Here is a 25,267-nt window from a genome sequence, read left to right as displayed (position 1 = left end):
TTAAAGAAAACTATGAAAGCCTCTATTTTAACTAAGTTAGAAACACTGGTTGAGCGTTACGAAGAAGTTCAACATCTTTTGGGCGATCCTGATGTGATCGGTAACCAAGATAAATTCCGTGCGTTGTCAAAAGAGTACTCTCAACTAGAGGAAGTCACTAAGTGTTTCCAAGCTTATCAGCAAGCTCAAGAAGATCTCGTTGCTGCTGAAGAGATGGCGAATGAAGACGACGAAGAGATGCGCGAAATGGCGCAGGAAGAGATTAAAGAAGCGAAAAGGGCGATTGAACGTCTGAGCGATGAGCTACAGATCCTTCTTCTTCCTAAAGATCCAAACGACGATCGTAACTGTTTCTTAGAAATCCGCGCTGGTGCGGGTGGCGATGAAGCGGGTATTTTCGCTGGTGACCTTTTCCGTATGTACAGCAAGTTTGCAGAGAAAAAAGGCTGGCGTGTTGAAGTTATGTCTTCAAACGAAGCGGAGCATGGCGGTTACAAAGAGATGATCGCTAGAGTGTCTGGTGATGGTGCATATGGGGTACTAAAGTTTGAGTCGGGCGGTCACCGTGTTCAACGTGTTCCTGCAACAGAATCGCAAGGTCGTGTACATACTTCGGCATGTACCGTTGCCGTCATGGCTGAAGTTCCAGAAGCTGAAATTCCAGAAATTAAAGCGGCGGATCTGAAAATCGATACTTTCCGTGCATCGGGCGCGGGTGGTCAGCACGTTAACACCACGGACTCAGCAATCCGTATCACTCACTTACCAACAGGTACAGTGGTTGAGTGTCAGGACGAGCGTTCTCAGCACAAGAATAAAGCGAAAGCAATGGCCGTTCTGGCTGCACGTATTATTCAGGCTGAAGAAGCAAAACGTGCCGCAGAAGTTTCTGATACGCGCCGTAACCTACTAGGTTCAGGTGACCGTAGTGACCGTATTCGTACCTACAACTACCCACAAGGTCGTGTTTCAGACCACCGTATCAACCTGACTATCTACCGTCTCAATGAAGTGATGGAAGGCGATCTTGCAAGTCTGATTGATCCTGTTATTCAGGAACACCAAGCAGACCAACTTGCTGCACTGGCTGAGAGCAACTAATTCCATGTCGGCTGATAACAGTGTTGAAAGCACACTAAAAAAGGCCGTCCAGCAACTTCAAGAGAGTGGCAGTGATTCGCCCTCTCTTGATGCCGCGGTACTTCTTTGCCACGCTCTCGACAAACCGCGCTCCTTCTTACTTACATGGCCGGATAAAATCTTATCCTCGTCAGAACTGACGGCGTTTCAAGTCTTGCTGGGACGTAGGCTTGCGGGTGAACCAGTCGCGTACATTGTGGGTGAACGTGAGTTTTGGTCATTGCCACTAAAGGTCTCGCCAAGTACTTTAATCCCAAGACCGGATACTGAACGACTGGTTGAAATTGCACTGGATAAAGCCTCAAATCATCAAGGTGATATCTTGGACTTAGGAACCGGAACCGGAGCTATAGCGCTTGCACTTGCCTCTGAACTGCCTAAGCGACAAGTGTGGGGCGTCGATTTAAAACCAGAGGCTCAGCAATTGGCTCAATCAAATGCTGATGCGCTCAACATATCTAACACGCGCTTTATGGCCGGTAGCTGGTTTGATCCGATTCCGACTGGTACAGAGTTTGCTTTGATTGTGTCCAACCCACCTTATATCGAGAAAGAAGACCCACATCTGACTCAAGGAGATGTGCGTTTCGAACCACTCAGTGCGCTGGTGGCTGAAGAGAAAGGGTTGGCCGATATCAAGCACATCGCAACTAAAGCGCGTGACTACCTAGCCGAACAAGGTTGGCTGATGTTTGAACATGGTTTCGAACAAGGCGAGGCTGTGCGAGAATTACTAATATCACTTGGCTACGACCAAGTGGCTACCTACAAGGACTATGGTGACAACGATCGAGTAACGATCGGTCAGTTCTCATCAGTGAAGTAAGAGAGATTATCAATGTACGAAGGTTTAAAGCATTTCCACCTGTTAACGATTGTTATTAGTACGACGCTTCTGTCGGTTCGATTTGCGATGATGATGGCGAATTCAAACCTGTTAGAGAAGAAGTTCTTTAAGGTATTTCCACACATCAACGACACCTGTTTACTGCTATCAGGTATCGGCCTGATTATGATCACGGGCTTTATCCCGTTTACACCTGAATCTGCTTGGCTGACAGAAAAAATCACGTGTGTACTCGCTTACATCGCACTGGGCTTTTTTGCTTTAAAACTCGGTAAAAACAAGTTGCTAAGAACATTTTCATTCTTCGGTGCTTTAGGTTGGTTAGCGATGGCTGGCAAAGTCGCGGTAACTAAAACACCTCTGTTCTTTGGTTAATGGTTATTTAGGTTGATATAGTTATGACAACCGATATGTTTGAATTGTTTGATGAAGACTTTGATGCGATGGAGCTGGTTGAAGGCGCATTAGAACTCAATGAAGCGATCAACCCTCAGACTGATGTTCAGTGGTCGAAAGCAGAGCTCAATCGTTTGGTGCAAGAAGCCGAAATTGCACTTGTCCATGAATTTGATGACAAGCAGCGTTTTGACGCCTTGTTGCGACTCTTCTACTATCAGTGGGAGTTTCGCGGCGATAGAGAGAGCTATTTTCATTCAGACAATGGCTTTATCGATAAAGTTCTGCAAAGTCGTAAAGGAATTCCAGTTAGCCTGGGGGCGATTTTGCTGTACCTTGCGAGAAAGCTGGGTTTTCCTTTAGTAGGGGTCACTTTCCCGACTCAGTTCCTACTCAAATTAGAGTGGTATAACGAAAAGCCGTTATACGTTAATCCGTTTAATGGCGAGTATGTTTCTGAACACACCTTGGGTGCTTGGCTTATTGGTCACAAAGGACCATTGGCGAAGCTAGAGACAAAACATTTAAAAGAGACTGACAACCCAACGATTATTGGTCGCTGGTTAGCCTTGCTGAAAAGTGCTCTGTTACGTGAAGAGCGCTATACTCTGGCATTAAAGTGTACCGATTTGGCACTGACGTTTGCTCCAGACGATCCTTATGAAATCCGTGACCGTGGCTTTATCTATCAGCAACTTGATTGCCACCAAATCGCATTGAGCGACTATCAGTATTTTATCGATCAGTGTCCGGATGATCCGGGTGCAGAGTTGTTAAAGAATCAAGTGACCGCCATGAGTGAAACTCAGGTGACCTTACATTAAGTCCAACGCTTAGCTGTTGGCAGACATCGAAATAGAGAGAATAAAATGGAACAGAAAATTGTTCACGTTGGTGACATTCCAGTAGCAAACGACAAGCCATTCACGCTGTTTGCAGGTATGAACGTCCTAGAATCGCGCGATCTAGCTATGCAGATCTGTGAGCACTATGTAAAAGTGACTGAGAAACTGGGTATTCCATACGTATTCAAAGCTTCATTCGATAAAGCAAACCGTAGCTCAGTACATTCGTACCGTGGTCCTGGTCTTGAAGAGGGGATGAAAATCTTCCAAGAGCTGAAAGATACTTTTGGCGTTAAGATCATTACTGACGTGCACACTGAGGCACAAGCTCAACCTGTTGCTGATGTTGTTGACGTGATTCAACTACCCGCTTTCCTTGCTCGCCAGACTGACTTGGTGGAAGCGATGGCGAAAACTGGTGCGGTAATCAACGTTAAGAAACCTCAGTTTATGAGTCCTGGTCAGGTTGGTAACATCGTTGATAAGTTCAGCGAGTGTGGCAACGAAAACATCATTCTTTGTGAGCGTGGTTCGTGCCATGGTTATGATAACCTGGTAGTAGACATGCTAGGCTTCGGTGTGATGAACAAAGCGTCAAACGGCAGCCCGATTATCTTTGACGTAACTCACTCACTACAGATGCGTGACCCATCTGGTGCCGCTTCTGGTGGTCGTCGTGAACAAACTGTTGAGCTAGCGAAAGCGGGTCTTGCTACGGGTATCGCTGGTCTGTTTATCGAAGCACACCCAAATCCAGATCAAGCACGTTGTGATGGTCCATCAGCGCTACCGCTAGATAAACTAGAACCGTTCCTGGCACAGATGAAAGCACTTGATGACCTGATCAAAGGTTTTGAGCATATTGACATCAAATAACCACGATTTCTAAATTTGCAAAAGCCGGCGTAACTGCCGGCTTTTTTGTATTTATTTTTGGTCTATATTCTACTCAGCACCAGCGATAGCTGACTCTAATCTTGTTGTTATAATATAACAATAACTCACTGGAATTAAACATCTTTTCCGCAGCGTTATCTTATTCTGTTGATTAGTTAATCAAACTCACAATCGTGCGAAAAGCACATGAAAACGTTTGCTTGTGATCACTTATTAGAACAGGTGCAACTTTGATGGTTTGTTACACATTCGATAGCAGATTAAGGTGATCCATCCTACATAAATATGAAATCACACTGTCAGGTCAATAAGGTTAATTTAAACTAGTTCAAGTTTTACTGCTCTTTCAGCACTTTAATTTCCAAGTCTGTCTATTCATAAGGAGCAGTAATAAAAAGCAGTGGAAACCCTAAAAGTTCAAAAGGTATGACAATGAAGCAAGGCCTGATCGTAAAAAGCGCAATTAGCGCAGCAATTCTGGCAACTCTAGCTGGTTGTGCAACAGCACCACAACATGAGTGGGAAGCAGACAAAACTTACAAGCTGACAGTTCTTCACACTAACGACCACCACGGTCGCTTCTGGCAGAACAAATACGGTGAGTACGGCATGGCTGCTCGTAAGACTCTTATTGACGAACTTCGCGCTGAGATCGCGGCTGAAGGTGGTAGTTCGCTACTTCTTTCTGGCGGTGATATCAACACAGGTGTTCCAGAGTCTGATCTACAAGACGCTGAACCAGATTTCAAAGGTATGAGCAAAATTGGTTACGATGCAATGGCACTAGGTAACCACGAGTTCGATAACCCTCTAGAAGTTCTATTCAAGCAGAAAGAGTGGGCGAATTTCCCAATGCTTTCAGCGAACATCTACGACAAAAAGACTGGCGAACGTATGTTCCAGGCTTACCAGATGTTTGACAAGCAAGGCATCAAGATTGCTGTTATTGGTTTAACTACTGAAGACACTGCAAAAATCGGTAACCCAGAATTCATCGGTGGCGTAGATTTCCGCGACCCTAAAGAAGAAGCGAAGAAACTTATCGCTGAACTTGAGAAGACTGAAAAACCTGACCTAATCTTCGCTGTTACTCACATGGGTCACTACGAAGATGGCAAACGTGGCGTTAACGCACCGGGTGACGTAGCCCTGGCTCGCTACCTGGACGAAGGTTCTCTGGACATGATCGTTGGCGGTCACTCTCAAGAGCCAGTATGTATGGAAGCGCCAAACGTTGTTAAGAAAAACTTCAAGCCTTCTGACGAATGTAAGCCAGACATGCAAAACGGTACTTACATTGTTCAGGCGCACGAATGGGGTAAATACGTAGGCCGTGCTGATTACGAATTCCGTAACGGTGAACTTGAGATGGTAAGCTACGACCTAATCCCTGTGAACCTGAAGAAGAAAGTTAAGATTGACGGTAAGAAACAGCGCGTTCTTATTGAAGATGAAATCGCGCAAGATCAAGCGCTTCTTGATTTCCTACGTCCATACCAAGAGCAAGGCCAAGCTCAGCTAAACGTTAAGATCGCTGAGACAAACGGTAAGCTTGAAGGTGACCGTAACGTAGTTCGCTTCCAGCAAACTAACCTAGGTCGTCTCATTGCAACTGCTCACATGGAGCGTGCGAAAGCAGACTTCGCTGTAATGAACTCAGGTGGTGTCCGTGACTCTATCGAAGCTGGCGATGTAACCTACAAAGACGTACTGACAGTTCAGCCATTCGCTAACATCCTGACTTACACTGATATGTCTGGCCAAGAAGTACTAGACTACCTAAACGTAGTAGCGACTAAGCCAGTAGATTCTGGTGCTTACGCTCAGTTTGCTGGTATCTCTATGACGGTAGCAAACGGTGAAGTTTCTAACGTATTCATCGGTGGCAAACAACTTCGTCTAGACGAAACTTACCGCTTCACTGTACCAAGCTACAACGCTGCTGGTGGTGACGGATACCCTAAACTAACTGGTCACCCAGGTCACGTTAACACTGGCTTCGTAGACGCTGAAGTACTGAAAGAGTACCTGGAAGCAAACAGCCCAGTTGACGTAAACAAATACGCTCCATCAGGCGAGATGGTATACAAGTAAGTTGACGACAACTTATCAATATCATTAATCTAAAGCGCCACTCTTCGGAGTGGCGCTTTTTGTTTCTATCACAGAACAGGAGGGAGTATGACTCCTGCAATCAATCTCGCTAAAAAGAAAAAGGTTGTTCACACCATTCACCAATATGATCATGACCCTCGTGCGGAGAGTTACGGACTTGAGGCTGCACAGGTATTGGATCAGGACCCAGCCAAAGTATTTAAGACGCTGCTGTTTAGCCTCAACGGTGAAGCTAAAAACTTAGCTGTGGCAATTATTCCGGTTGATCAGAAGCTAAACCTTAAGCTGGCTGCTAAGGCGGCAAAAGCGAAAAAAGCCGATATGGCCGATCCAGATATTGCTCAGAAAACGACAGGCTATGTGGTTGGGGGGATCAGTCCGTTAGGGCAGAAGAAAGCTTTGCCGACCTTTATTCACATCAGCGCTGAGCAAAAAGAAACCATCTGTGTTAGCGCTGGAAAACGCGGCTTAGAAATTGAACTGGCACCGAAAGATCTGGCAACGCTTACTCGAGCGCAATTTGCTGAGTTGTGTATTTAACACCAACCACCTTACTGGTGATATCTCACTCATTGAATCAAAAAGAACAGGGTTGACACAGTGCCAACCCTCTCAAATTTTTCTCGACTCTCGATTCTACTTCGCTTCTTCTTCTATCTGCGCATTATCTACCACATGGTTTTCACCAAGGTCTTTTGGTAGCACAAGGTTAAGAAGAATTGCCACGATACCACATAGGCTTACACCCTGTAGGCTAAATTCGCCAACACCGAAAGCCATACCACCGATACCAAATACTAGTGTGATAGCAACGATGACAAGGTTACGTGATTTATGGAGATCGACGTTGTTTTTGATTAGGGTATTCAGACCGACGGTTGCGATAGAACCGAACAGCAGAATCATAATACCGCCCATGACAGGCATTGGGATGGTTTGTAGTACAGCGCCTAGCTTACCAACCAGTGCCAGAACGATTGCAGATACTGCAGCCCACGTCATGATCACAGGGTTAAACGCTTTAGTCAGCATTACTGCACCGGTGACTTCTGAGTAAGTCGTATTTGGCGGCGCGCCGACCATTGAAGCGGCAATGGTTGCTACCCCGTCGCCAGTGATAGTGCGGTGTAGACCCGGCTTCTTAACGTAGTTTTTACCTGTTACGTTAGAGATTGCCAGCATGTCACCTACGTGTTCTACAGCTGGTGCAATCGCTACAGGAATCATGAACAGGATCGCGTTAATGTTGAACTCAGGGAAAGTGAAGTTAGGTAGTGCGAACCAAGCTGCCTGATGAACAGGAGTAAAATCAACAATACCGTAGCCGAGACTCAAACAGTAACCTACAACGATACCGCCTAAGATAGGAGTCAGCTTTAAAAAGCCTTTAGCGAAAACGCTTAGAGCGATAGTTGTAAGGAGTGAAGCCACAGAGATAACCAGTGAAGCGTTCGCATCAATCACTTGAGCACCGTCCACTTTACCTAGTGCCATATTCACTGCTACAGGCGCTAGACCAAGGCCAATAACCATGATCACAGGACCGACAACAACGGGTGGTAAAAGCTTATGGATGATTTCAACACCACGAACTTTAATCAAAGCACCCATCGCCACATACACACAGCCAGCAGCCATTAGGCCACCCATGGTTGCTGGAACGCCCCATGCTTGAACACCGTAAAGAATAGGTGCAATAAAAGCAAAAGAAGAGGCTAAGAAAATAGGAACGCTACGGCGAGTAATCATTTGGAAAAGTAGGGTACCGACACCGGCACCGAACAGTGCGACACTTGGATCTAAGCCCGTCAGTAGTGGTACGAGAACCAGAGCACCAAACGCGACGAAGAGCATTTGAACGCCTTGAATGGCATTTTTCATGTTGTCATTCCTTTAAGTAGCGAAGCGACGAGTAATGTAAATCACTCGACAAAAATAAAATTCGCGGGATTTTAGCATTATGCCAAACGTTTGCAATCTGAACTCGATCAAATGTTTTGCGAATTACTCATAGATGGCCACTATGTATTCAAACGAGAAAGTCGAGTTTGACGACGATATCCTAGACCTTTAGTTGCTCCAACTCCGATAGTTGCTTATCATCGACCTTTAACGTGTAAAAAACTGATGTTAGGAAGTGTATGCGCCAATTAGCTTTGCTCGTTCTGGGGATGATAGCGTTACCAGCAATGGCTCTGACCAATGTTGATTTGTACCGTACTGAAATCGTACTAGACCAGACGGTTGAGAATGCCGATGCTCAAGCACGTGCAGAAGGTATGAAAGAGGTGATTGTAAAAGCCTCGGGTGATCGTGAAGCGATTTCCAATCCTGTCGTTCAAAAAGCACTACAGCAAAGTGCCCAATATCTAGCCCAACTGAGCTATGGTCAGGCGAATGGTGAACAAACATTGCGTATGGGCTTTAGTGCTCCGCATATTCGTTCTTTACTAAGTCAGGCTCAGTTACCGATTTGGCCAGCAGCGCGCGCGAACTTATTAGTGTGGTTGGTTGAAGAAGGGCCGGCCGATAGAAACATTATTTGGGAACACTCTAGCTCTACAGTACTTACTCAAATGCAGGCTCAAGCCGAGAAACGAGGCTTACCGCTAACGGTGCCTGTCGGTGATTTTGACGATATTACAGGTGTTGCTGTTTCAGATCTGTGGGGTGGATTCATTCAGCCAGTCGGTCAAGCCAGTCAGCGCTACCCAGTCGATGCGGTGTTGGTAGTTCGAGCTCAAGGTAACAGTGTTCGTTGGACCTTATACGATCAAAAACCTGCAAGTATTGGCGTGGCGCGCCAAGCTCCGTTGTCCGGCTCAAATAACGGCTCGGATGCGGCTGACAAAATGATCAACCAAATCAGTGACTACTACGCGAAGAAGAGTGCCGTGGTGGTTGCAAGTGAGTCATCACAAGCAATTAAAGTACGTTTTACAGAACTAAATGACGCGGTTGGCTTCTTCACACTAGAGAACCAGCTCAAGAAGCTTAGCTCGGTGGCGTCCATTGATATCTTGAAAATTCAGGGCAACCAAGTGACCTTCAATGTTCATCTGCTTTCGACTGAGCAAGAGTTTGAACAGGAAGTCCGCCGTCTTGGTGATCTCGTTCAACGTGAAAGCGTGACTGAACAGCCACAGATTGTTGTGCCTGAGGTTACCACTGTAGAATCTGGCAGTGAGTTAGCTGTTGAGCAAAACATTGAGGCTACTACGCAAGGTGAGCAATCAACCGCACTAGAGGTTCAGCCTCAAACAAGCCAAGTCGCTGCAGAAGTCATCGCCACAGAGATGATTCTGGTCTTCGAATGGCAAGGTAAGCCGTATGTAGCGCCTGAGCCACAAATCAATCCAGAGTCGGAATCACCGAATAGTGACTCGTTGACAGAAACCAGTGAGTCAGCATTGATTACCCAATAACAAAAAAGGGTCTGATTATTCAGACCCTTTTTTATTGATTACTTATCCGCTTCAAATCGCGCTTTTTCTTCTTTCTCTACTTTAGACAGTCGTTTTAGCTTCATGCCTAACTCTTTGCCTCTTGTGCGCGCATAAAGAACATTGCCAAAGAAAGCGATGGTGGTCAGAACAAGTTCCACCACCGCCAGCCAACGTTCCCCATCATCGATATAGAGAATGGTAAAACCATGCAGGAAGTAGAGCATAAGAACAAAGTTGGCCCAAGCGTGCGTGTATGGCTTACCGGCCAAAATGCCGGGGAGGGGAAGCAAGAGTGGGATTGCCCAAGCTATCGCCAATGTTGTACTGCCAATATGAGGATGGGGCGACAAAGAGAGCTGCCACAGTGCGATCCATGCCAACAGTGCGAGATTGCCAAACAAGGCCAACAGACGATACAGCTTTGTTGTGGGTTGCATCTCTTGCATATTTAGTGGTCCTTCATTTTTAAAGCGGTTTGCGCGAGGCGCTTGCCAAGTTGTTGAGAGAGTTCTATTTCATCGTCACTGAGTGCCGAGTTAGAAGTGCTCACCGACGTAGCCCCATAGGGAGTGCCACCTGACTGTGTAGAATGAAGCTTAGGCTCAGAATAGGGAATGCCTAAGATCATCATGCCGTGGTGAAGCAAAGGCAGCATCATGCTTTGCAGCGTTGTCTCCTGACCGCCATGCATGCTGGAGGAGGAAGTAAATACGCAAGCTGGTTTATCGATGAGATCCCCAGATACCCACAAAGGCGTGGTCTTATCCCAAAAGTGTTTAAGCGGAGCCGCCATATTGCCAAACCAAACTGGACTTCCCATCGCCAAACCGTCGCACTGTTTAAGCTCATTCAGGGTGATGGTTGGATCGGCGGGATCAGAGTACGAAGATTCCAGCTCATCAACGGTTCTTAGTACCGCTTCACACTGTGGGATGGATTCCACCCCACGTGCTATTTGTCGCGCAATCGCTCGTGTTGAGCCGTGGCGACTGTAATAGAGAATAACGATTTGGCAGCTCATAGAATATCGAGAACTTGCTCCGGTGGGCGGCCATGTTTCGCTTTGCCATTCGCAACCACAATTGGACGCTCAATCAGTTTCGGATTTTCGGTCATCGCTTTGAATAAGGTCTCATCGTCTGCTGACTTGAGATCAAGCTCTTTATAGATGTCTTCTTTCGTGCGCATCATGTCACGGACGTCAGTGAGTTCAAGCTGAGACATCAGTGTCTTCAGTTGGTCAACCCTGGGTGGTGTTTCTAGGTAAGTGACAATCTCTGGCTGAATACCACGCTCTTCCAACAAAGCAAGAGTCTGACGGCTTTTTGAGCAACGAGGGTTGTGATAAATCACGACTGACATAGAGTAATCTCCATTTAATTATTGTAGTGCTAAGAAACGGTCACGCTGAACCATTAGCTGGTCGATTCGAGCATCGTATCTTGCTTGTTTTAAACTGCCAAGCTCTGCGAGTTGACTAGCTTGTGTATAGTATTGGATAGCTTTGTTCCAGTTCGCTTTCAAAGCGAGAATCTCTGCGCGTGCAGCGAGATCCTCATCGCTGAACCCTAAGTGGATGCTTGCTTCCGATAACAGGTGCCAACCATTCACATCATTTGGATTGTCATGGGTATAGCGTTGCAGAACTTTTACCGCTTCAGCATTTTTGTCTTGTTTAAGCAGTGCATTCGCGTAGTTAATAGAAATCACCGCATTGTTGGGAGCGGCTTGCAACGCTTTCAACAGCATGGCTTCGGCTTTGTCGGCTTTGCCCTGAGCAATATAGAGATCTGACATCGCATCAAGGTAGAAGCGATTGTTCGGTTGCTGTTCAAACAGCTTATGAAGGATCGTACTCGCTTGATCCAGCTCCTTGTTATCAAGGTGCACTAACGCTTTGCCGTACTGAAACGCGACCTGAACACTTGGAGCGGCCTTTTTTTCTACACGATTAAACCAATCTAGTGCAGCCTTCGCATCGATACCAGCGTAGCGGGCAACAATTCGCGCACGAGCGAGGTGGTAGTCCAATGATGGATCGACTCTTGTGGCGGGATAATTTTGAGCACGAGCTCGGGTATCGGTAATACGATCTTCTGGCAGTGGGTGGGTGAGTAGCATCGGCGGTGGTTTACTCGCGTAACGATACTCTTCTGCTAGACGCCCAAAGAAACGCGGCATGGCGTTGACATCAAAGCCTGCTTTCGAAAGGGTATTGATACCAAAGCGGTCAGCTTCTTTTTCGTTGCTACGGGTATAGTTTATTTGGCCTTGAATACTACCAGCGGTTGTCGCGGTTATCGCAGCGATGCCTGCTTCTGGTGCTGCAATAGCCAGTAAAAGTGAACCGGCAAGAGCGGCCATTGTTGCAGGAGAGCGTCTTGCTTGCTCCTCCATGCTTCGTGCTAAGTGCCGCTGAGTAACGTGCGCAATCTCGTGAGCAACTACCGAGGCAAGTTCACTTTCGCTCTGAGCATGAAGAAACAACCCAGAGTGTAGCGCGACGTAACCACCAAAAAACGCGAAGGCGTTGATGTTACGATCACGAATCATAAAAAAGGTAAACGGGGTTTTCACGTCAGAGGCATTGGCGACCAAGCGATGTCCCAAACTGTCGATGTACTCGTTGAGCACGGGGTCATTAACGATCGGTTTACTGTCGCGTAGCATACGCATATAGGCGTCACCATACTGCATTTCTTGGGCAATGGTGAGCGTGCTGCTTGCGGTAGTGCCAATATCCGGAAGATCAAGGTTGTTGGCCAGTGCAGGAGCAGGAGCGATTAAAGCGGCTGCAACAGACAAGCAGGCCAATGAGCGCATACGTTTAAACATATATTAAAGATGATACCCCGTTGATTTATAAATCACTAAGTGGCTTATTTTAGTCAGTTGACTATACGCTTGGACACTCGAAAAGTAAGATGGTTTCTCGGTCACGTCAGAGAACAGTGCTAAGGTTCCTACTTCGTCGTTTGGCCGCTGTGAGCTGATCATTACTATTTGCACTGACGGTTGGAAAAAAACACTATACAATATCTAACCGTAATATTAAGCATCGGGCGAGAGAATGGAACCTAATATTTTGGATTTACGCCAAGAGCGGTGCCCCATGGCGCTTTTACTTGCGAAGCGTCACACTAAAGGGCTGAATCCCGGTGACAACGTTCAAATTCTGATCAGTGATAGCAGTTCAATGAATGATATTACCCGTTTTCTTAAAAAACATTTGTTTCAATTGAATTGTGAACAAATGAATGGTTATTACTCTATGCAAGTGACTAAGGAATTGTATTGAATGTTTGAAATGGTGAGTCGTTGGTATAAACGACGTTTTTCTGATCCACATGCAGTGAGTCTTGTAGCTATTCTTCTATTTGGCTTCATTACCATTTATTTCTTTGGCAACCTTATTGCGCCTTTGCTTGTTGCGATTGTCTTGGCTTACTTACTTGAGTGGCCTGTGGTGCAAATGTCGCGTTTAGGTATTCCGAGGACACTTGCGGTGATCTTGGTGATTTTGGGTTTTACCAGTTTAATGCTCGTCGCGATTTTTGGTCTGGTTCCAACGATCTGGCAGCAGGTAGGCAACTTAATTAACGACATTCCGACCATGTATGTTGGATTACAAGGCTTCATTGCCGAAATCCCACAACGATACCCAGAGCTGGATAGCTTCCAGATTGTAGAGTCAGTGGTTACCAACGCAAAGAATCAAGTGATTGGTATGGGTGAAAGCGTTGTTAAAGGCTCTTTGGCTTCTCTCGTCAGTCTTGCGACCTTAGGGGTCTATCTTATCCTAGTGCCGCTGTTGGTTTTCTTCTTACTTAAAGATAAAGAGGAAATGATTGAGATGGCGAGTGGTGTTTTGCCGCGCAATCGCCGCTTGGCGACCAAAGTGTGGCACGAGATGAATGAGCAGATCTCAAACTACATTCGCGGTAAGGTAATGGAAATCCTAATCGTCGGCAGTGTCAGCTATATCACTTTTGCACTACTGGATCTGCGTTATTCAGTATTGCTGGCTGTGGCTGTCGGCTTCTCGGTACTTATACCTTATATCGGTGCTGCGGCAGTGACTGTGCCTGTCGCGATAGTCGGTCTTTTCCAATGGGGATTAACGCCTCAGTTCTACTGGTTACTTGTGGCATACGGCATTATTCAGGCACTAGATGGCAACGTGCTGGTTCCTGTGCTTTTTTCTGAAGCGGTCAACCTGCATCCTGTCGCGATTATCGTCGCGGTTTTAGTCTTTGGTGGACTATGGGGGTTCTGGGGGGTCTTTTTTGCCATCCCGCTGGCGACTCTGGTTAAAGCTGTATGGAATGCATTGCCAAGCCACGATGAAGAAATACCCGTATAAATGAAGATTTAGTGAAATCGGTTACATAAAAAGCCCCGAAGAAAATGTTCTCGGGGCTTTTTATTTGTGCAGTTGTTGGCATTTTCGTCTGTTGTGGAATTTACTTAATAGAGAAAAAGTAGGAAATTTCTTAAGTAAACGTTAAGTCGGGCGATAAATATAATTACAACAATAACTATAAGTTTGCTATCAAATTGAGGGAACCTATGAGATTTAGCCAAAAAATCGTTGCTGCTTCGTCTGCACTGCTATTGGTCACCGTTACACTGCTGTCTATTCAACAATTACGTACTGTTAAAAATGAAGTTGAAGATCTGGTTGATACTAGCCTGACCGAAATGGTTAAAGGTGTCAGTAATACGGTGGTATCAGAAATGGAGAGTAAGAAGTCTCTTGCTCAATCCACCACCGAAGTGATCGAGCTTGATCCACAGAATCGCCAACTGGTGAAAGAGATTCTAGAAAAGCCAAATCTAAAAAGAAGTTTCCTTGCGGTAGGCTTCGGCTATGAAGCGGATGGTTTTGTCGTTGAGAATGACGATGGTTGGGAAGCAGGCCCTGACTATGACCCGCGTGTTCGCCCTTGGTTTAAGGATGCGAAAGCGCAAGGTCGTTTAGTGGTTACTGACCCATACGTTGACGTCTCTTCCAAGAAAGTGATCATCTCTATTGGTACTCCAGTGAAAGAGAATGGTCAGTTTATGGCAGGTATGTTCTACGATATGGAGCTCAGTGGATTGGCCGACCTTGTAAACAGCATCAACCTTCTTGATGCGGGTTATCTGTTTATCGTCACAGCGGATGGCACTACTATTGCTCACCCTGATACGGCGAATAACGGCGAGAATCTAACCAAGTATTTACCACAAGCTAAAGTACAAGAAGGCACCCAGAGACTCGAACAGGACGGTGTCCAATTGATGGTACGCTTCCAGAAAGTACCTTCAGAGACCTGGTATATCGGTGCGGTTGTGGATGAAGAGATCGCCTTTGCAGCCATTTCAGACATGCGTAACAGCTCAATTATCTATGTGGTTATCGGTGTGATCTTGAGTGTGGTTGTATTGAGCTTCTTGATCAAAGTACTGATGCGTCCATTAGCAACACTTAACGAAGCGATTAAGGATGTAGCGTCAGGACAAGGAGATCTGACTAAACGTCTAGATACCAACACCGATAAGGAATTTGCTGAACTGGCGGGAGGGTTCAACACCTTTACCGAAACTCTGCAGAAGCAGATTCAGCAATCTAAAGCGATTGGTGCTGAGATATTGCGCGGTACTGAAATGACAGTACAAGGCTCTCAACAGTCGGCTGCGGCAATGCAAAGTCAGCTCCATGAACTTGAGCAATTGGCTACTGCAATGCATGAGATGGCGGTGACGGCAACGGAAGTCGCAAACAACGCTCAAGGAGCGGTAGGTGCAGCCAAAGAAGCCGATGATGCAACCCAAGATGGTTCATCTGTTGTGAGTGCCACGACCGCATCGATCGATATGCTGTCTGCTCGTATCGACCAAGCTGTCGAAGAGGTTCAGGGATTAGAGTCTGCGACTGCGAATATTGAAACCATTCTAAAGGTTATCAACGATATTGCTGACCAAACTAACTTACTTGCTTTGAACGCAGCAATCGAAGCGGCGCGTGCTGGTGAGTCGGGTCGTGGTTTCGCCGTGGTGGCAGATGAAGTACGTACTCTAGCGCAGCGCACTCAGGAATCAACCACTGAAATTCGCAGCATGATTGAACAGCTTCAAGCAGGTGCTAGCTCGGTATCGGCGGCAATGAACGAGAGTAAAAACACTGCGATTGATGCCGTAGACAAAGCGCAAGCTGCCAACGGTGCATTGGAACGTATCCGTGAGGCCATTCAGCGTATCTCTGATATGAACATGCAGATTGCATCCGCAGCGGAAGAACAGAGCCTCGTAGCGGAAGAGATCAATACCAATACGGTTAAGATTAAAGATTTGTCTACTCAGGTTGCCGATGCAGCCGAAGAAGCCAATATGGCGATGCAGGTTCAGACTGAGAATGTACGTGAACAAGATGCGATTCTGAACAAGTTTATCGTTTAGAGTCGAACTGCAACAAAAACGCCAGCGAATTCGCTGGCGTTTTTATTTGGATTTTGACGTTTATCCAAGCACACACTTGCCATAAAAAATTTTGGTAATGCTATAAAAACAATCGAATTGTCATGCACTTACACTTTAGTTAGGATTGATATTTATCTAACAGATTGATCTTATCTCTCATCATAACAGCCAGTAAATCAATGTCTTGCTTTAATCCAGATACTTGGCCAAGCATGATTTTGTATTCAGTCACAATAATAGCTTGAGTTAGGTCATCCATATCTAAACACAACGCAGCGCCCTTTAACTTATAAAGAGTTCTTTCGAGTTTTGGTAAGTCACTTTTATTCTCAACCAACAACTTAATGTCGTCTTGGAAGCAAGCGATAGTAACTTCATTAAGCCTTTTTACTTCTTCATTATTACAAACTTCTAACCAATACATAAGAGGTACCTTATTGCTTTTATATCTACCTAAATGGTTTATTACATTATTCTTGTTGCGATGAGGTCTGCTCACTTGGAGAAAACCCCATCACATCAGAAGCACCAAATTAATTTGACAATTTATATTTTAAAGAACCTTAATTCACTTTTTTGTTGCTCGGCCATCTGTGATAACTCAACAGATGCTTGAAGCGTTTCGTCAATACCAGATACGTTTTGCTGAACTAAGTCAAACGCCGAAGTTGTATTCTTGGAAATATCTTCAGTTACGCAAAATTGCTCTTGTGCTGCCGTAGCCACCAAGGTGTTGATTTCTGATATAGATTCCACGGCGCTTGATATATCTGAAAATGAATCTTTAACGTTATAAATGAGCTCAACTGACTGCTCAATTAGGTTGACATTCTTCTCCATATTTTCTTGTGCTCTCTCCGACTGTTTCTGAAGCTTCTCAATGATTTCCTGGATGCTTATTGTCGATTTCTGCGTTTTTGAGGCAAGGTTACGAACTTCGTCTGCTACAACCGCGAACCCTCGCCCATGTTCACCGGCTCTTGCAGCCTCTATCGCGGCATTCAGTGCCAATAGGTTTGTCTGTTCAGAAATAGAATTAATCACCTCTGTAACGGAGCCAATTTCAAGAGCAAATTGTCTGAGCTCTGCTACTAGATTGGCACTCTGATTAACCGAGGCGTTAATTGAGCTGGTCAAATTAATGTTATCTTCTAACATAATCTGTCCTCTATCTACGTTGCCTTTAGCGCCTTTGGCTTTATCTTCAGCTAAAACCGCCTGTTGGCTGACCTCTTGAGAAGTCGAAGAAAGTTCATTAATAGCGGTGGAAATCTGCTCCATTTGTTGTAACTCTTCAAGGGCATTAGATTTAGTATCACTCATAACTACGTTTAGCTGTTGCGATGCTGAAGAAACTCTTTCTGATATACCATGTGAGTTTTTTATAAGCTCAGACAACTGTTTAGATAACTTAATTAAAGATTGATATATACCTGTTTCTTTCCCTGTGCTATCTAACTGTTTTGTTAAGTCCCCGATTGCCATTTCCTCAATCAACTTTGCAATTTCCATAGGGGACCCACCAACAGGCTTGAGGACAAGCTTATTGACTAGGGCTAACATAACCAAAGCCGATATAACTAAAGCCCCACCACCTATCAAAAGAGAGTTAACTAATTGACGATTTGCATTTTTCTGAATGGCATCATGAGTAGAGTAATTGACAAACTTCCACCCGCTTACTTCATTATTTCCCCAATATGCGGTAAATGTTGTATCAATGCCTCGTACATCTGCAGTATAGGTAAGTTGTGTATTACCAGTTCGGAATTGTTTGTAAACAGGTCGGACATCATAAATATTTTTACCGTTCAATTCAGGGTAAGCAGTGAAGATAATTTTTCCATTTTTAGAATAAATGAAAATGTCCGAGCGACCAGAAAAAACGTTGAAAACAGACGAGGTATGAATCGTCAAGAGAACCAGAGTATCATTGTCAATTTTACGAGCAATAGCTATAACCTCGTTGCCACTATCTGCCGATTGGTAAGGCTCCGAGACAAAATACGTTGAGTTACCTTCAAAGATAGCTAAATAGTAATCTCGCTTTGAACTTCTAGGGTTGAAATCTAATTTTCTACCGGTATGGTCAAAACTATCACCGTTTCGCCTGATTAGGTAAACACCATCAACCTTACTTCCTTCCACCCTATGCAACATTTGAAGCTGTGACAAAATGCTTTTAGTTGGTACACCATCAAAGATTTCTGCTGACGCGAAACTCACACTATTTAAGTTATCTAAATAGTTGTCGAAAGTTTCATAAAGTACCCTATCTATGGTATTGTTTTTTTCGTTAATAATTGCCTTCGTTAAAGAAACACTTTCTTCTTTAAACGCTAGAAAATTCAAAGCAACCAAGGAGGTTATAATGGCTACGACTAATAAACTTAATGTTGTTAATATTTGAAATTTGAATTTATTCATTTTCTCCCGCTTCTTTTTATGTTTCAATATAATCTATCCCAGAGACGATGTGTAAAATCATCACTAGCTAAATTGGTGTTACTACCAAGTTTAATTATTTTATGTGTTCTTTTTGGTACGATTTTCTATCGCTCATCATTGATTTTAAATCTTGCATTTTGAGATTTAAAATCTCTATGTTGGTGTATATTTCTTCCATAATCGATTCTAGCACCTGTTCTCTACTCAAGTCTGATTCCACTAAGCTATTAACCCATTCCTGAGTCTCGATTAGATTTTTTCTATTCTTACTATTCATGCACTCTCCCTTGATTTAAAAGTATCAATAGCAGTTGTAGTTCTAAGCCATATGATGTCCTGAATATAACAAGCTTCTTTCGATGATGCGTGTAGGAATACGCGCGTTCATCTGTGGGGTTAATCTTATTTTGTTTATTATCTAGGCTTTGTTGGTTAAATCGATGGAACGAAAAACAAGAAGCTACAATCCAAACGGCATCCCCTCATCAATCGCGCAGTCTCATGCTTAAACCTCGTTACAAAACAACTAACTAGAAGCAGTATATAAAGCCTTAATCCCCAGCGGTTTGTGGACCTTTTTTGGTTGATGAGGAAGAACATTCTCTTTATCGGATACTGCAATGCATCGCGTAAAACAGCGTCTACCATGTCTTCTAATCGAATTATGTAATGACAAAGCCTAGATTCATCGAAAGTTATTTGTCGAAAACCAACGAATAGAGATTTTTAGGACAGTTACCTTCTTTGATAAGTGGCTAAAGAATATTCTTACATGTTTTACCTAAAACATCTGACATACGGAATAAATAAAAATAATTACTATGGCGGGCTAACATTATTGTTAGTAACAAATTACTCAAGAGACTCATATGAATAAAAAAATTAATTCTTTATTGTTTGTCACATTATTATCTGCATCCCATCTTACGTATGCCAACCAAGGACAAATCACTTTAATGGGTAGTGTTACCACACAAACTTGTGAACTGTTTGTCGCTGGCGCTGATGCATCAGGCAACGTGGTAGAACTAGGTGTGGTTCCAGTGAACGGAGTAGGCTCTGAAGTCTCGTTTGAACTAAAGCCAGATCCTACTAGCCCATGTGCTTCACTAACAGGCGCTAACATGCTTGGAGCAGACGTTACTTGGGGTGGCTCTGCTCTTAGTGGGGAAGGTATAAGAAATGAAAACGGTAGCGCGGTAGGCTCAGTCGTAGAGCTGACGGCAAAACCAGCAGCGGGCTCTACAGTGATTAACTCCCTGAATCCGACTGTCGCATTTGCTGCAAGTGAAGCAACGGGGGCTGCTGCATCAATGGCTTTCTCGGCCAAACTGAAAGCAGGAGCTACGGCTGGTACGTACGCTAGTACTATATCGTACACAGTGGCATATAAGTAAATAATATAGGTGCAGCGAGCTTGAGAAAACTCCTCGAGCTCGCTGATTTGGAGGCAAGCTTTGTTGATTCGGCTTCTAACGATAATTATATTAGTTAACATAAGTATGACACACGCAAATGAATATCGAGAAAACACTTCATATTTTGATTTGTCCCAAATAGAAAATGAATTATTCAAGCAATACTTATCGAATGATTTTGAGCTATTTCAGGGCGATAACATCCTCGATGTCTATGTCAATGGTGAATATATAGGTAGTCATAGTTTTATTGTAAGAGATTTTGAAATAAACAAAAAATCAATTTGCTTTGATTTAAAATGGTTAGAGTCAAATAGAGCTCTAAGCGGGATTAACTATCAGGAATATTATGTTCAATATTACAATGAGAAATACGACTGTTATTATCTAGCGCTAGAAACACACACGCAATTGCAAATAGATGCACATCATGCGCAAATCAAATTAAATATACCACAAGCCTACTTTAAGAAAGATGAAGAAATAACTGACTATGATTTTGGTATTAACGCTGTTAGGATGTCATATCATGGATCTATTTATGACGGTTTCAAAGGTGGTCTAGATTACTTTGGCGATGCTGATTTTACAATTAACTATAATAAATGGGTCGCTAGCCTTAAAGTGTCAATGGATAAGAACTCAATGTATTTTTCTTCGGCTAGTGCATACCAAGCAATTCCAAGTATACAATCATATTTGTCAATCGGACAATTACAGTCTACAAGTGAAATGAATAACTCATTTAGTTTCCTTGGTTTGGACCTGTCGAGCTCAGAAAGCATGAAAAACTCTAGTTGGGTCGGTTACTCCCCAATTATTTCAGGTAATTTAGATAGTTCTTCAGTAATTAAAGTTTTCCAAAATGGAGTTTTACTACTTCAAGATAAATATCCATCTGGTCCTTATGTTATCACGAATCTTAGACCTGTATCTACCGGTGATATTGAGGTCGTAATATATGATGAGCAAGGAGGAAGACGTACAGAATTATATCCTGTAACCATTATACCTGAGCTAATGAGACCAAATTCAAGTGATTATAGTATTTCGCTAGGCTACAAACAGAGCTCACTAAGTTTGGAAAATATTAATGTTAAAGATGAACCATTATTTTTAAGTGCTGGATATTATCAAGGTAGCGACTACATCACTTGGGGAAGTGAAATTTTATTGAGTGACGGATACTTTTCGGGTGGACTCTCTTTTTCTTCACAATTCGGTAGCGTAGGAGCAGTTTCTACATTTATAAATCACTCAATTTATGTTGATGAAAATAAAAATAAAAATAAAAATAAAAAGAGAGGAAACTCTTTTAATATAAAATATTCTAGATCGCTGGGTGACGTAACAAATCTTCAATTGTTGAGTTACTACTACAAAGATGAGGACTACCTGAGCTTTTCTGATTACGGCTATCTATTGAATAAGTATGACAAGCCAAAATCGCGTTATGAGGGGAGAGTATCGTCAAGAATACTTGAATCAAATATTTCGGCATCGCTATGGAACGAGAGTTATTGGGGCCAAGAGTACAATAAACAAGGGGTCACAATTTCAAGTTCGATGAAAATTTACGACGTTCAAACATCGGTCAATGCAAGTTATTACGAAGATAATATTGGTGACTCATTCCTCCTGACAGTAAATTTAGGACTAACAAATGATAACGGAAACCAGATGTATAATTTATCCTCGTCATTTAGTGAAGATAGAATAAGTCGAACCGTTTCTGCATCCTTTGTCGACGGTGATAGGAACTCTACAAATCTATCCTACTTTGATAATGAATATACAAAGCGATTTTCAATGCGACATCAAGCACGAAATAATATCACAAATTATTCGCTATCCACCTATTATGAGGACCATGGAAATGGTGAATCAGATTATCATTTTAGTGGTTCTGTAAGAGGGAACGTATACTGGACCGAGAAAACTGGGGTAGGACTATCATCAACGAATCAAGAAACCTTGGCTGTCATCGAAGTTGAGGATCTGCCAAACGTACGTATCAAAAGAACGATAACAAATAAAAACGGCATTGCACTTGTCTCATTACAACCATATGCCACAAATAGAATTGACCTCGATTATCGAAATATAGAGACTGACGTAGATCTATCAGATAGTTCATTTGAATCTAAACCTGTAAGAGGTGCGGTAGTATATAAAAAATCAAGTGTTACACCTGTCTATAACTACTATATTAATATAGTTGGAGAGAATGGTATTTTAAAAAATGGAGCCAAAGCAATAGATAGTAAAGGCAAGCAAATTGGATATGGTAATGGGAACCTCATCATTATTACAGCCAAGGAGCTCAATCAAGTGGTATATATAGAGGGAGCTTTAGGTGAGAATTGCAAGATCAACATGACACAGTTGAAGGTAAACATAGATAAAATTCAAAATGCGAGGTGCATAAATTGATGCGTATATCATTATTTTTTATAATTTCCACAATCTCAATGTATAGTCAAGCTGCTTTTGTATTAGATAGTACTAGATATATTTTCGATGAAAGTGACAAATTGTTGAGGTTAAATATTATCAATAAATCCGAACAAAGATGCGCTGGCGTGGTTAGTATAAATAGTGACATTAAAAGTGATGGACAAGATAGTCCAGTAATCGTTGCTTCTCCTCCAGTATTTAAAATAGATAGTGGAAAGGCACAAGCTGTTAGATTGAAAATTTTAAACAAAGAAAGTTTAGCTAAGGATATAGAGAGCTTATTTTGGATTGAAGCGCAAGAAATTCCTATTATTCAGAACTATTCAGCTAACTCGCTGGTGATAAGTATGAATACGAAGGTAAAGTTATTTTATAGACCGTCATCCATCTCTAAGAATAGGTACTCGGCAGAGCAATTAATTTATTTTATCAATAATAAAAACTCTATAACACTATACAACCCTACGCCTTTTCATTTTGCTCTTACAAAGATGACAATTCATGACAGTAATAAAGAAATACTGGCTCCGGATAGTGTTGTAAGTGACCTTGCTGTCTTTCCACCGTTTAGCGAAGTTACTTGGTCACAAGAAGGTGTTACGTCGATAGATTCATTGACTATTAACGCAATAGATGATTGGGGTGCGACCAAGAGCTACACGATAACAGGAAGACGATAAAATGATTCGATTGATTACTCTTGCATTCTTGATAGTTATATCTTTACCTAGCTACGCTACTTGTGGGGCAAATGCAGATGATACAATTCATAAGATTATATGGATCGCAGATGAATATCTAAACTATGAGGCTGATTTTTCAACTTTCAATAGCATACCTATTGGAACTGAACTAATGACAACTCGATTAAAAGCATCTCAGACGAGTGATCCTAGCAAGTTTTTATTAACTTGTGATACTAGAGATAATTTTTATGCTTCAGCCCTTGGACATCCATATGCACTTGATTCAATAAGATTTAATGGCAGTGATGTATATAAGATAAACGATTATCTTGCAGTAAAAACACGAGTGGAATTTAAAACTTACCGATTGGGAAGAATTAACTTGGTGACTTGTAATGTCACGCGAGGAGGCGTTTTATGTGCAAGAGATATTTCAGCAATTCATCCTGTAGCTTTAGTTACTACACTAATAAAAACTGCCCATACTCCCCAAACTTTCACCAAAGTGATACCAAACACAGATGTTTTCAAATTAAGTGTTAGTAGTACCAGTCTTAGAACCAGTTCAAGCAGACAGTGGCCCGGAGGCACTATTAAGATATATAACTCTATTGAAACGCCAAGGCTATCGTTTAATAATGAAAATATTATTCTTTCTGGTACCACTACTGATAGCAACCCTAAGACTAGAGAAATCAACTTTTTCAGTATATTTAACCCAAATATAGTTGATATCGATAGCTCTAGGTATTCTATTTCTTTCACGGCTGACAATACTCTCTCTACTACCATAGGTAGGTTAGGTGATGCATTTTACGCCATTAAGCATACTTCCGCTAATGTAGATGTGCCGCTAGATGGAACTGAATTTCCACCGGAATTGGTTCCTTCAATTCCCGCAAATGGTGAAGAGAATATTCCGTTACTAATTACTACAAATTTCTTTGGTACACAACCAGGTATTAAGCGGTCAACGATTGTTGTGACTTTAACAGTGAAGTAAACTAACATGAATAAGCTATTCCACACTACTTTATCGTTGATGATATATATGATGTTATCGTCAGCATATGCAAGCGATGGTTATATTGGCGTAAAGTTTAATAAATTTGTTCCGAAAGATGATGACTTGGCATTAGTCTCGAATTCTGGATTCTCTTATGGGCTGCTTTATGGTTCCAGAATATATGACCGTGTGGATATCAATCTGACTTTAAGTAAGCTACCTTCAGTGGCCGTAGATAATATATATGATATTGGTGCAGCATTTAGGTTTGATATGTTTGATATTAGGGAAAACCTCACTGCTTACACATCGTTGGGGATAGGTCATGCTTCCCCTAACAATAGATTTGACTCTTTTTACCCTAAATTAACCTTAGGCCTTACGTATTTCTTTGACAGCAATGCCAGAATTTCTTTTGGTTATCAATACGATCAACCTAGAGAGGATGGACATACGATGGACTACCTCTCATCTTTTATTGAATTCAGTTATAATTTGAACTCTAAACAAAGGGAAAGTAATGAGATAATTAAAGAGTCAAAAACCATCGCCTTCGAAGGAAATGACCAACAGTACGAAAGTTATGTGAAGGAAAATGTTTTTTCTGAGCAAACGGGTTATGTGTTATTTCCTAAAAATTCATCATATTACAGTGTTGAAGAAAACAGCAAGGTAATAAAATTTTTAAACAGTGTTGATAGAAGTAAGATACTTAATATAGTTGTGACTGGGCATACCGATTCTAATGGAGATGACTCTTACAATTTACTTATGAGCAAAAAAAGAGCGTACCGTGTTGCAGATTTAATTGTGAATCTAGGCTTAGAGGATGAATTGACTAGTGTCAACTTTGAAGGAGAGAAAAATCCTCTGGTTGAAAACGATACTGAGGAAGGTATGGCCACTAATCGCCGTGTTGAAATCAAAATTATTTACTCAAATGATTAGTAGAAAAATATGCGTTATTGCTCAAGAAAGCTATACCCCTGATCATTGAAAATGCTTGATTTTATTTAGAATCAGGATCATGCTACGAACCATGAAAATTACACTGACTCCTCAGCAGAAACTGCAACTCGAACAAATGCACGATTCTACTCGTGA

The 25,267-nt window shown here is 42.7% G+C and carries 24 protein-coding genes; 16 read left to right on the top strand and 8 right to left on the bottom strand.

Annotated features, from left to right (window positions below; translation table 11 throughout):
- The first annotated feature begins 12 nt into the window (after positions 1–12).
- The 7 genes from prfA to ybaK all read left to right on the top strand — a co-directional run bounded on the left by prfA (position 13) and on the right by ybaK (position 6,780).
- On the top strand, positions 13–1,101 hold the full coding sequence (gene prfA, locus DA100_RS16265) for a peptide chain release factor 1 (RefSeq protein WP_138973097.1): 1,089 nt from the start codon (positions 13–15) through the stop codon (positions 1,099–1,101).
- Between the two features lie 4 nt (positions 1,102–1,105).
- Complete coding sequence (gene prmC / locus DA100_RS16260; RefSeq protein WP_138973096.1) at positions 1,106–1,966, top strand: peptide chain release factor N(5)-glutamine methyltransferase; 861 nt, start codon at positions 1,106–1,108, stop codon at positions 1,964–1,966.
- Positions 1,967–1,978: 12 nt separating this feature from the next.
- On the top strand, positions 1,979–2,362 hold the full coding sequence (locus tag DA100_RS16255; protein ID WP_138973095.1) for a SirB2 family protein: 384 nt from the start codon (positions 1,979–1,981) through the stop codon (positions 2,360–2,362).
- 35 nt (positions 2,363–2,397) lie between these two features.
- On the top strand, positions 2,398–3,207 hold the full coding sequence (locus DA100_RS16250; protein WP_138973094.1) for a SirB1 family protein: 810 nt from the start codon (positions 2,398–2,400) through the stop codon (positions 3,205–3,207).
- Between the two features lie 45 nt (positions 3,208–3,252).
- Positions 3,253–4,104, top strand: coding sequence for a 3-deoxy-8-phosphooctulonate synthase (kdsA, locus tag DA100_RS16245; RefSeq protein ID WP_138973093.1), 852 nt, complete (start codon positions 3,253–3,255; stop codon positions 4,102–4,104).
- 453 nt (positions 4,105–4,557) lie between these two features.
- Positions 4,558–6,219 carry a bifunctional UDP-sugar hydrolase/5'-nucleotidase UshA gene (gene ushA / locus DA100_RS16240; RefSeq protein ID WP_138973092.1) on the top strand — a complete coding sequence of 554 codons (1,662 nt, stop codon included), beginning with the start codon at positions 4,558–4,560 and terminating at the stop codon, positions 6,217–6,219.
- A gap of 87 nt (positions 6,220–6,306) precedes the next feature.
- Entirely contained in the window at positions 6,307–6,780 is a 474-nt protein-coding gene (gene ybaK / locus DA100_RS16235) for a Cys-tRNA(Pro) deacylase (RefSeq protein WP_138973091.1), read from the top strand.
- Between the two features lie 96 nt (positions 6,781–6,876).
- On the opposite strand, the gene DA100_RS16230 is transcribed toward ybaK, so the two are convergent.
- Positions 6,877–8,121: a uracil-xanthine permease family protein gene (locus tag DA100_RS16230; protein ID WP_138973090.1), complete on the bottom strand. Its 1,245-nt coding sequence runs from the start codon at positions 8,119–8,121 to the stop codon at positions 6,877–6,879.
- Between the two features lie 260 nt (positions 8,122–8,381).
- Here DA100_RS16230 and DA100_RS16225 point away from each other — a divergent pair, with 260 nt between their 5' ends.
- Positions 8,382–9,665, top strand: coding sequence for a DUF2066 domain-containing protein (locus DA100_RS16225; protein WP_138973089.1), 1,284 nt, complete (start codon positions 8,382–8,384; stop codon positions 9,663–9,665).
- A 38-nt stretch (positions 9,666–9,703) separates the two neighbouring features.
- Here DA100_RS16225 and DA100_RS16220 read toward each other — a convergent pair whose 3' ends face one another.
- The 4 genes from DA100_RS16220 to DA100_RS16205 are packed head-to-tail and all read right to left on the bottom strand — an operon-like array spanning position 9,704 to position 12,521.
- Complete coding sequence (locus DA100_RS16220) at positions 9,704–10,132, bottom strand: DUF2069 domain-containing protein (RefSeq protein WP_138973088.1); 429 nt, start codon at positions 10,130–10,132, stop codon at positions 9,704–9,706.
- A 2-nt stretch (positions 10,133–10,134) separates the two neighbouring features.
- Positions 10,135–10,707, bottom strand: a complete 573-nt coding sequence (wrbA, locus tag DA100_RS16215) for an NAD(P)H:quinone oxidoreductase (protein ID WP_138973087.1) — start codon at positions 10,705–10,707, stop codon at positions 10,135–10,137.
- Positions 10,704–11,048 (bottom strand): arsenate reductase (glutaredoxin), encoded by a 345-nt coding sequence (gene arsC / locus DA100_RS16210; RefSeq protein ID WP_138973086.1) that lies wholly within the window; start codon positions 11,046–11,048, stop codon positions 10,704–10,706. The genes wrbA and arsC overlap by 4 nt, the downstream gene beginning before the upstream one ends.
- Positions 11,049–11,066: 18 nt before the next feature.
- Positions 11,067–12,521 (bottom strand): M48 family metallopeptidase, encoded by a 1,455-nt coding sequence (locus tag DA100_RS16205; protein WP_138973085.1) that lies wholly within the window; start codon positions 12,519–12,521, stop codon positions 11,067–11,069.
- Positions 12,522–12,756: 235 nt separating this feature from the next.
- Here DA100_RS16205 and DA100_RS16200 point away from each other — a divergent pair, with 235 nt between their 5' ends.
- From DA100_RS16200 to DA100_RS16190, 3 genes are all read left to right on the top strand, one after another.
- Entirely contained in the window at positions 12,757–12,984 is a 228-nt protein-coding gene (locus DA100_RS16200) for a sulfurtransferase TusA family protein (RefSeq protein WP_138973084.1), read from the top strand.
- A complete protein-coding gene (locus DA100_RS16195; protein ID WP_138973083.1) occupies positions 12,985–14,049 on the top strand; it encodes an AI-2E family transporter in 1,065 nt (354 codons plus the stop codon). It abuts the gene before it with no gap.
- Positions 14,050–14,255: 206 nt separating this feature from the next.
- Positions 14,256–16,127 carry a methyl-accepting chemotaxis protein gene (locus DA100_RS16190; RefSeq protein WP_138973082.1) on the top strand — a complete coding sequence of 624 codons (1,872 nt, stop codon included), beginning with the start codon at positions 14,256–14,258 and terminating at the stop codon, positions 16,125–16,127.
- Positions 16,128–16,266: 139 nt separating this feature from the next.
- On the opposite strand, the gene DA100_RS16185 is transcribed toward DA100_RS16190, so the two are convergent.
- The 3 genes from DA100_RS16185 to DA100_RS16175 form a co-directional block, all read right to left on the bottom strand.
- Positions 16,267–16,572, bottom strand: a complete 306-nt coding sequence (locus DA100_RS16185; protein ID WP_138973081.1) for a hypothetical protein — start codon at positions 16,570–16,572, stop codon at positions 16,267–16,269.
- Between the two features lie 122 nt (positions 16,573–16,694).
- Positions 16,695–18,602: a methyl-accepting chemotaxis protein gene (locus DA100_RS16180; RefSeq protein ID WP_240800947.1), complete on the bottom strand. Its 1,908-nt coding sequence runs from the start codon at positions 18,600–18,602 to the stop codon at positions 16,695–16,697.
- A 67-nt stretch (positions 18,603–18,669) separates the two neighbouring features.
- Positions 18,670–18,873, bottom strand: a complete 204-nt coding sequence (locus DA100_RS16175) for a hypothetical protein (protein WP_138973080.1) — start codon at positions 18,871–18,873, stop codon at positions 18,670–18,672.
- Positions 18,874–19,465: 592 nt separating this feature from the next.
- Here DA100_RS16175 and DA100_RS16170 point away from each other — a divergent pair.
- The 5 genes from DA100_RS16170 (at position 19,466) to DA100_RS16150 (ending at position 25,111) form a co-directional block, all read left to right on the top strand.
- A complete protein-coding gene (locus DA100_RS16170; protein WP_138973079.1) occupies positions 19,466–19,993 on the top strand; it encodes a hypothetical protein in 528 nt (175 codons plus the stop codon).
- A 105-nt stretch (positions 19,994–20,098) separates the two neighbouring features.
- A complete protein-coding gene (locus DA100_RS16165) occupies positions 20,099–22,447 on the top strand; it encodes a fimbria/pilus outer membrane usher protein (RefSeq protein WP_138973078.1) in 2,349 nt (782 codons plus the stop codon).
- Positions 22,447–23,151 (top strand): fimbria/pilus periplasmic chaperone, encoded by a 705-nt coding sequence (locus DA100_RS16160; protein ID WP_138973077.1) that lies wholly within the window; start codon positions 22,447–22,449, stop codon positions 23,149–23,151. Before DA100_RS16165 ends, DA100_RS16160 begins: the two co-directional genes overlap by 1 nt.
- Before the next feature lies 1 nt (position 23,152).
- Positions 23,153–24,160, top strand: coding sequence for a hypothetical protein (locus DA100_RS16155; protein WP_138973076.1), 1,008 nt, complete (start codon positions 23,153–23,155; stop codon positions 24,158–24,160).
- A gap of 6 nt (positions 24,161–24,166) precedes the next feature.
- Positions 24,167–25,111: an OmpA family protein gene (locus DA100_RS16150; protein ID WP_138973075.1), complete on the top strand. Its 945-nt coding sequence runs from the start codon at positions 24,167–24,169 to the stop codon at positions 25,109–25,111.
- The last annotated feature ends 156 nt before the right edge of the window (positions 25,112–25,267 follow it).

This window comes from Vibrio sp. Hep-1b-8 (assembly GCF_006124995.1).
Classification (GTDB): domain Bacteria; phylum Pseudomonadota; class Gammaproteobacteria; order Enterobacterales; family Vibrionaceae; genus Vibrio.
This window is presented reverse-complemented; position numbering and strand designations above follow the sequence as displayed.

Coding starts and splice junctions, on each gene's coding strand:
- DA100_RS16220 (WP_138973088.1), bottom strand. CDS start 10,132: ATGCAAGAGATGCAACCCACAACAAAGCTGTATCGTCTGTTGGCCTTG.
- prmC (WP_138973096.1), top strand. CDS start 1,106: ATGTCGGCTGATAACAGTGTTGAAAGCACACTAAAAAAGGCCGTCCAG.
- arsC (WP_138973086.1), bottom strand. CDS start 11,048: ATGTCAGTCGTGATTTATCACAACCCTCGTTGCTCAAAAAGCCGTCAG.
- DA100_RS16250 (WP_138973094.1), top strand. CDS start 2,398: ATGTTTGAATTGTTTGATGAAGACTTTGATGCGATGGAGCTGGTTGAA.
- DA100_RS16150 (WP_138973075.1), top strand. CDS start 24,167: ATGAATAAGCTATTCCACACTACTTTATCGTTGATGATATATATGATG.
- prfA (WP_138973097.1), top strand. CDS start 13: ATGAAAGCCTCTATTTTAACTAAGTTAGAAACACTGGTTGAGCGTTAC.
- DA100_RS16190 (WP_138973082.1), top strand. CDS start 14,256: ATGAGATTTAGCCAAAAAATCGTTGCTGCTTCGTCTGCACTGCTATTG.
- DA100_RS16230 (WP_138973090.1), bottom strand. CDS start 8,121: ATGAAAAATGCCATTCAAGGCGTTCAAATGCTCTTCGTCGCGTTTGGT.
- DA100_RS16255 (WP_138973095.1), top strand. CDS start 1,979: ATGTACGAAGGTTTAAAGCATTTCCACCTGTTAACGATTGTTATTAGT.
- DA100_RS16185 (WP_138973081.1), bottom strand. CDS start 16,572: ATGTATTGGTTAGAAGTTTGTAATAATGAAGAAGTAAAAAGGCTTAAT.
- DA100_RS16155 (WP_138973076.1), top strand. CDS start 23,153: ATGATTCGATTGATTACTCTTGCATTCTTGATAGTTATATCTTTACCT.
- DA100_RS16195 (WP_138973083.1), top strand. CDS start 12,985: ATGTTTGAAATGGTGAGTCGTTGGTATAAACGACGTTTTTCTGATCCA.
- DA100_RS16160 (WP_138973077.1), top strand. CDS start 22,447: ATGCGTATATCATTATTTTTTATAATTTCCACAATCTCAATGTATAGT.
- DA100_RS16205 (WP_138973085.1), bottom strand. CDS start 12,521: ATGTTTAAACGTATGCGCTCATTGGCCTGCTTGTCTGTTGCAGCCGCT.
- wrbA (WP_138973087.1), bottom strand. CDS start 10,707: ATGAGCTGCCAAATCGTTATTCTCTATTACAGTCGCCACGGCTCAACA.
- kdsA (WP_138973093.1), top strand. CDS start 3,253: ATGGAACAGAAAATTGTTCACGTTGGTGACATTCCAGTAGCAAACGAC.
- DA100_RS16165 (WP_138973078.1), top strand. CDS start 20,099: ATGACACACGCAAATGAATATCGAGAAAACACTTCATATTTTGATTTG.
- DA100_RS16225 (WP_138973089.1), top strand. CDS start 8,382: ATGCGCCAATTAGCTTTGCTCGTTCTGGGGATGATAGCGTTACCAGCA.
- DA100_RS16175 (WP_138973080.1), bottom strand. CDS start 18,873: ATGAATAGTAAGAATAGAAAAAATCTAATCGAGACTCAGGAATGGGTT.
- ushA (WP_138973092.1), top strand. CDS start 4,558: ATGAAGCAAGGCCTGATCGTAAAAAGCGCAATTAGCGCAGCAATTCTG.
- ybaK (WP_138973091.1), top strand. CDS start 6,307: ATGACTCCTGCAATCAATCTCGCTAAAAAGAAAAAGGTTGTTCACACC.
- DA100_RS16170 (WP_138973079.1), top strand. CDS start 19,466: ATGAATAAAAAAATTAATTCTTTATTGTTTGTCACATTATTATCTGCA.
- DA100_RS16200 (WP_138973084.1), top strand. CDS start 12,757: ATGGAACCTAATATTTTGGATTTACGCCAAGAGCGGTGCCCCATGGCG.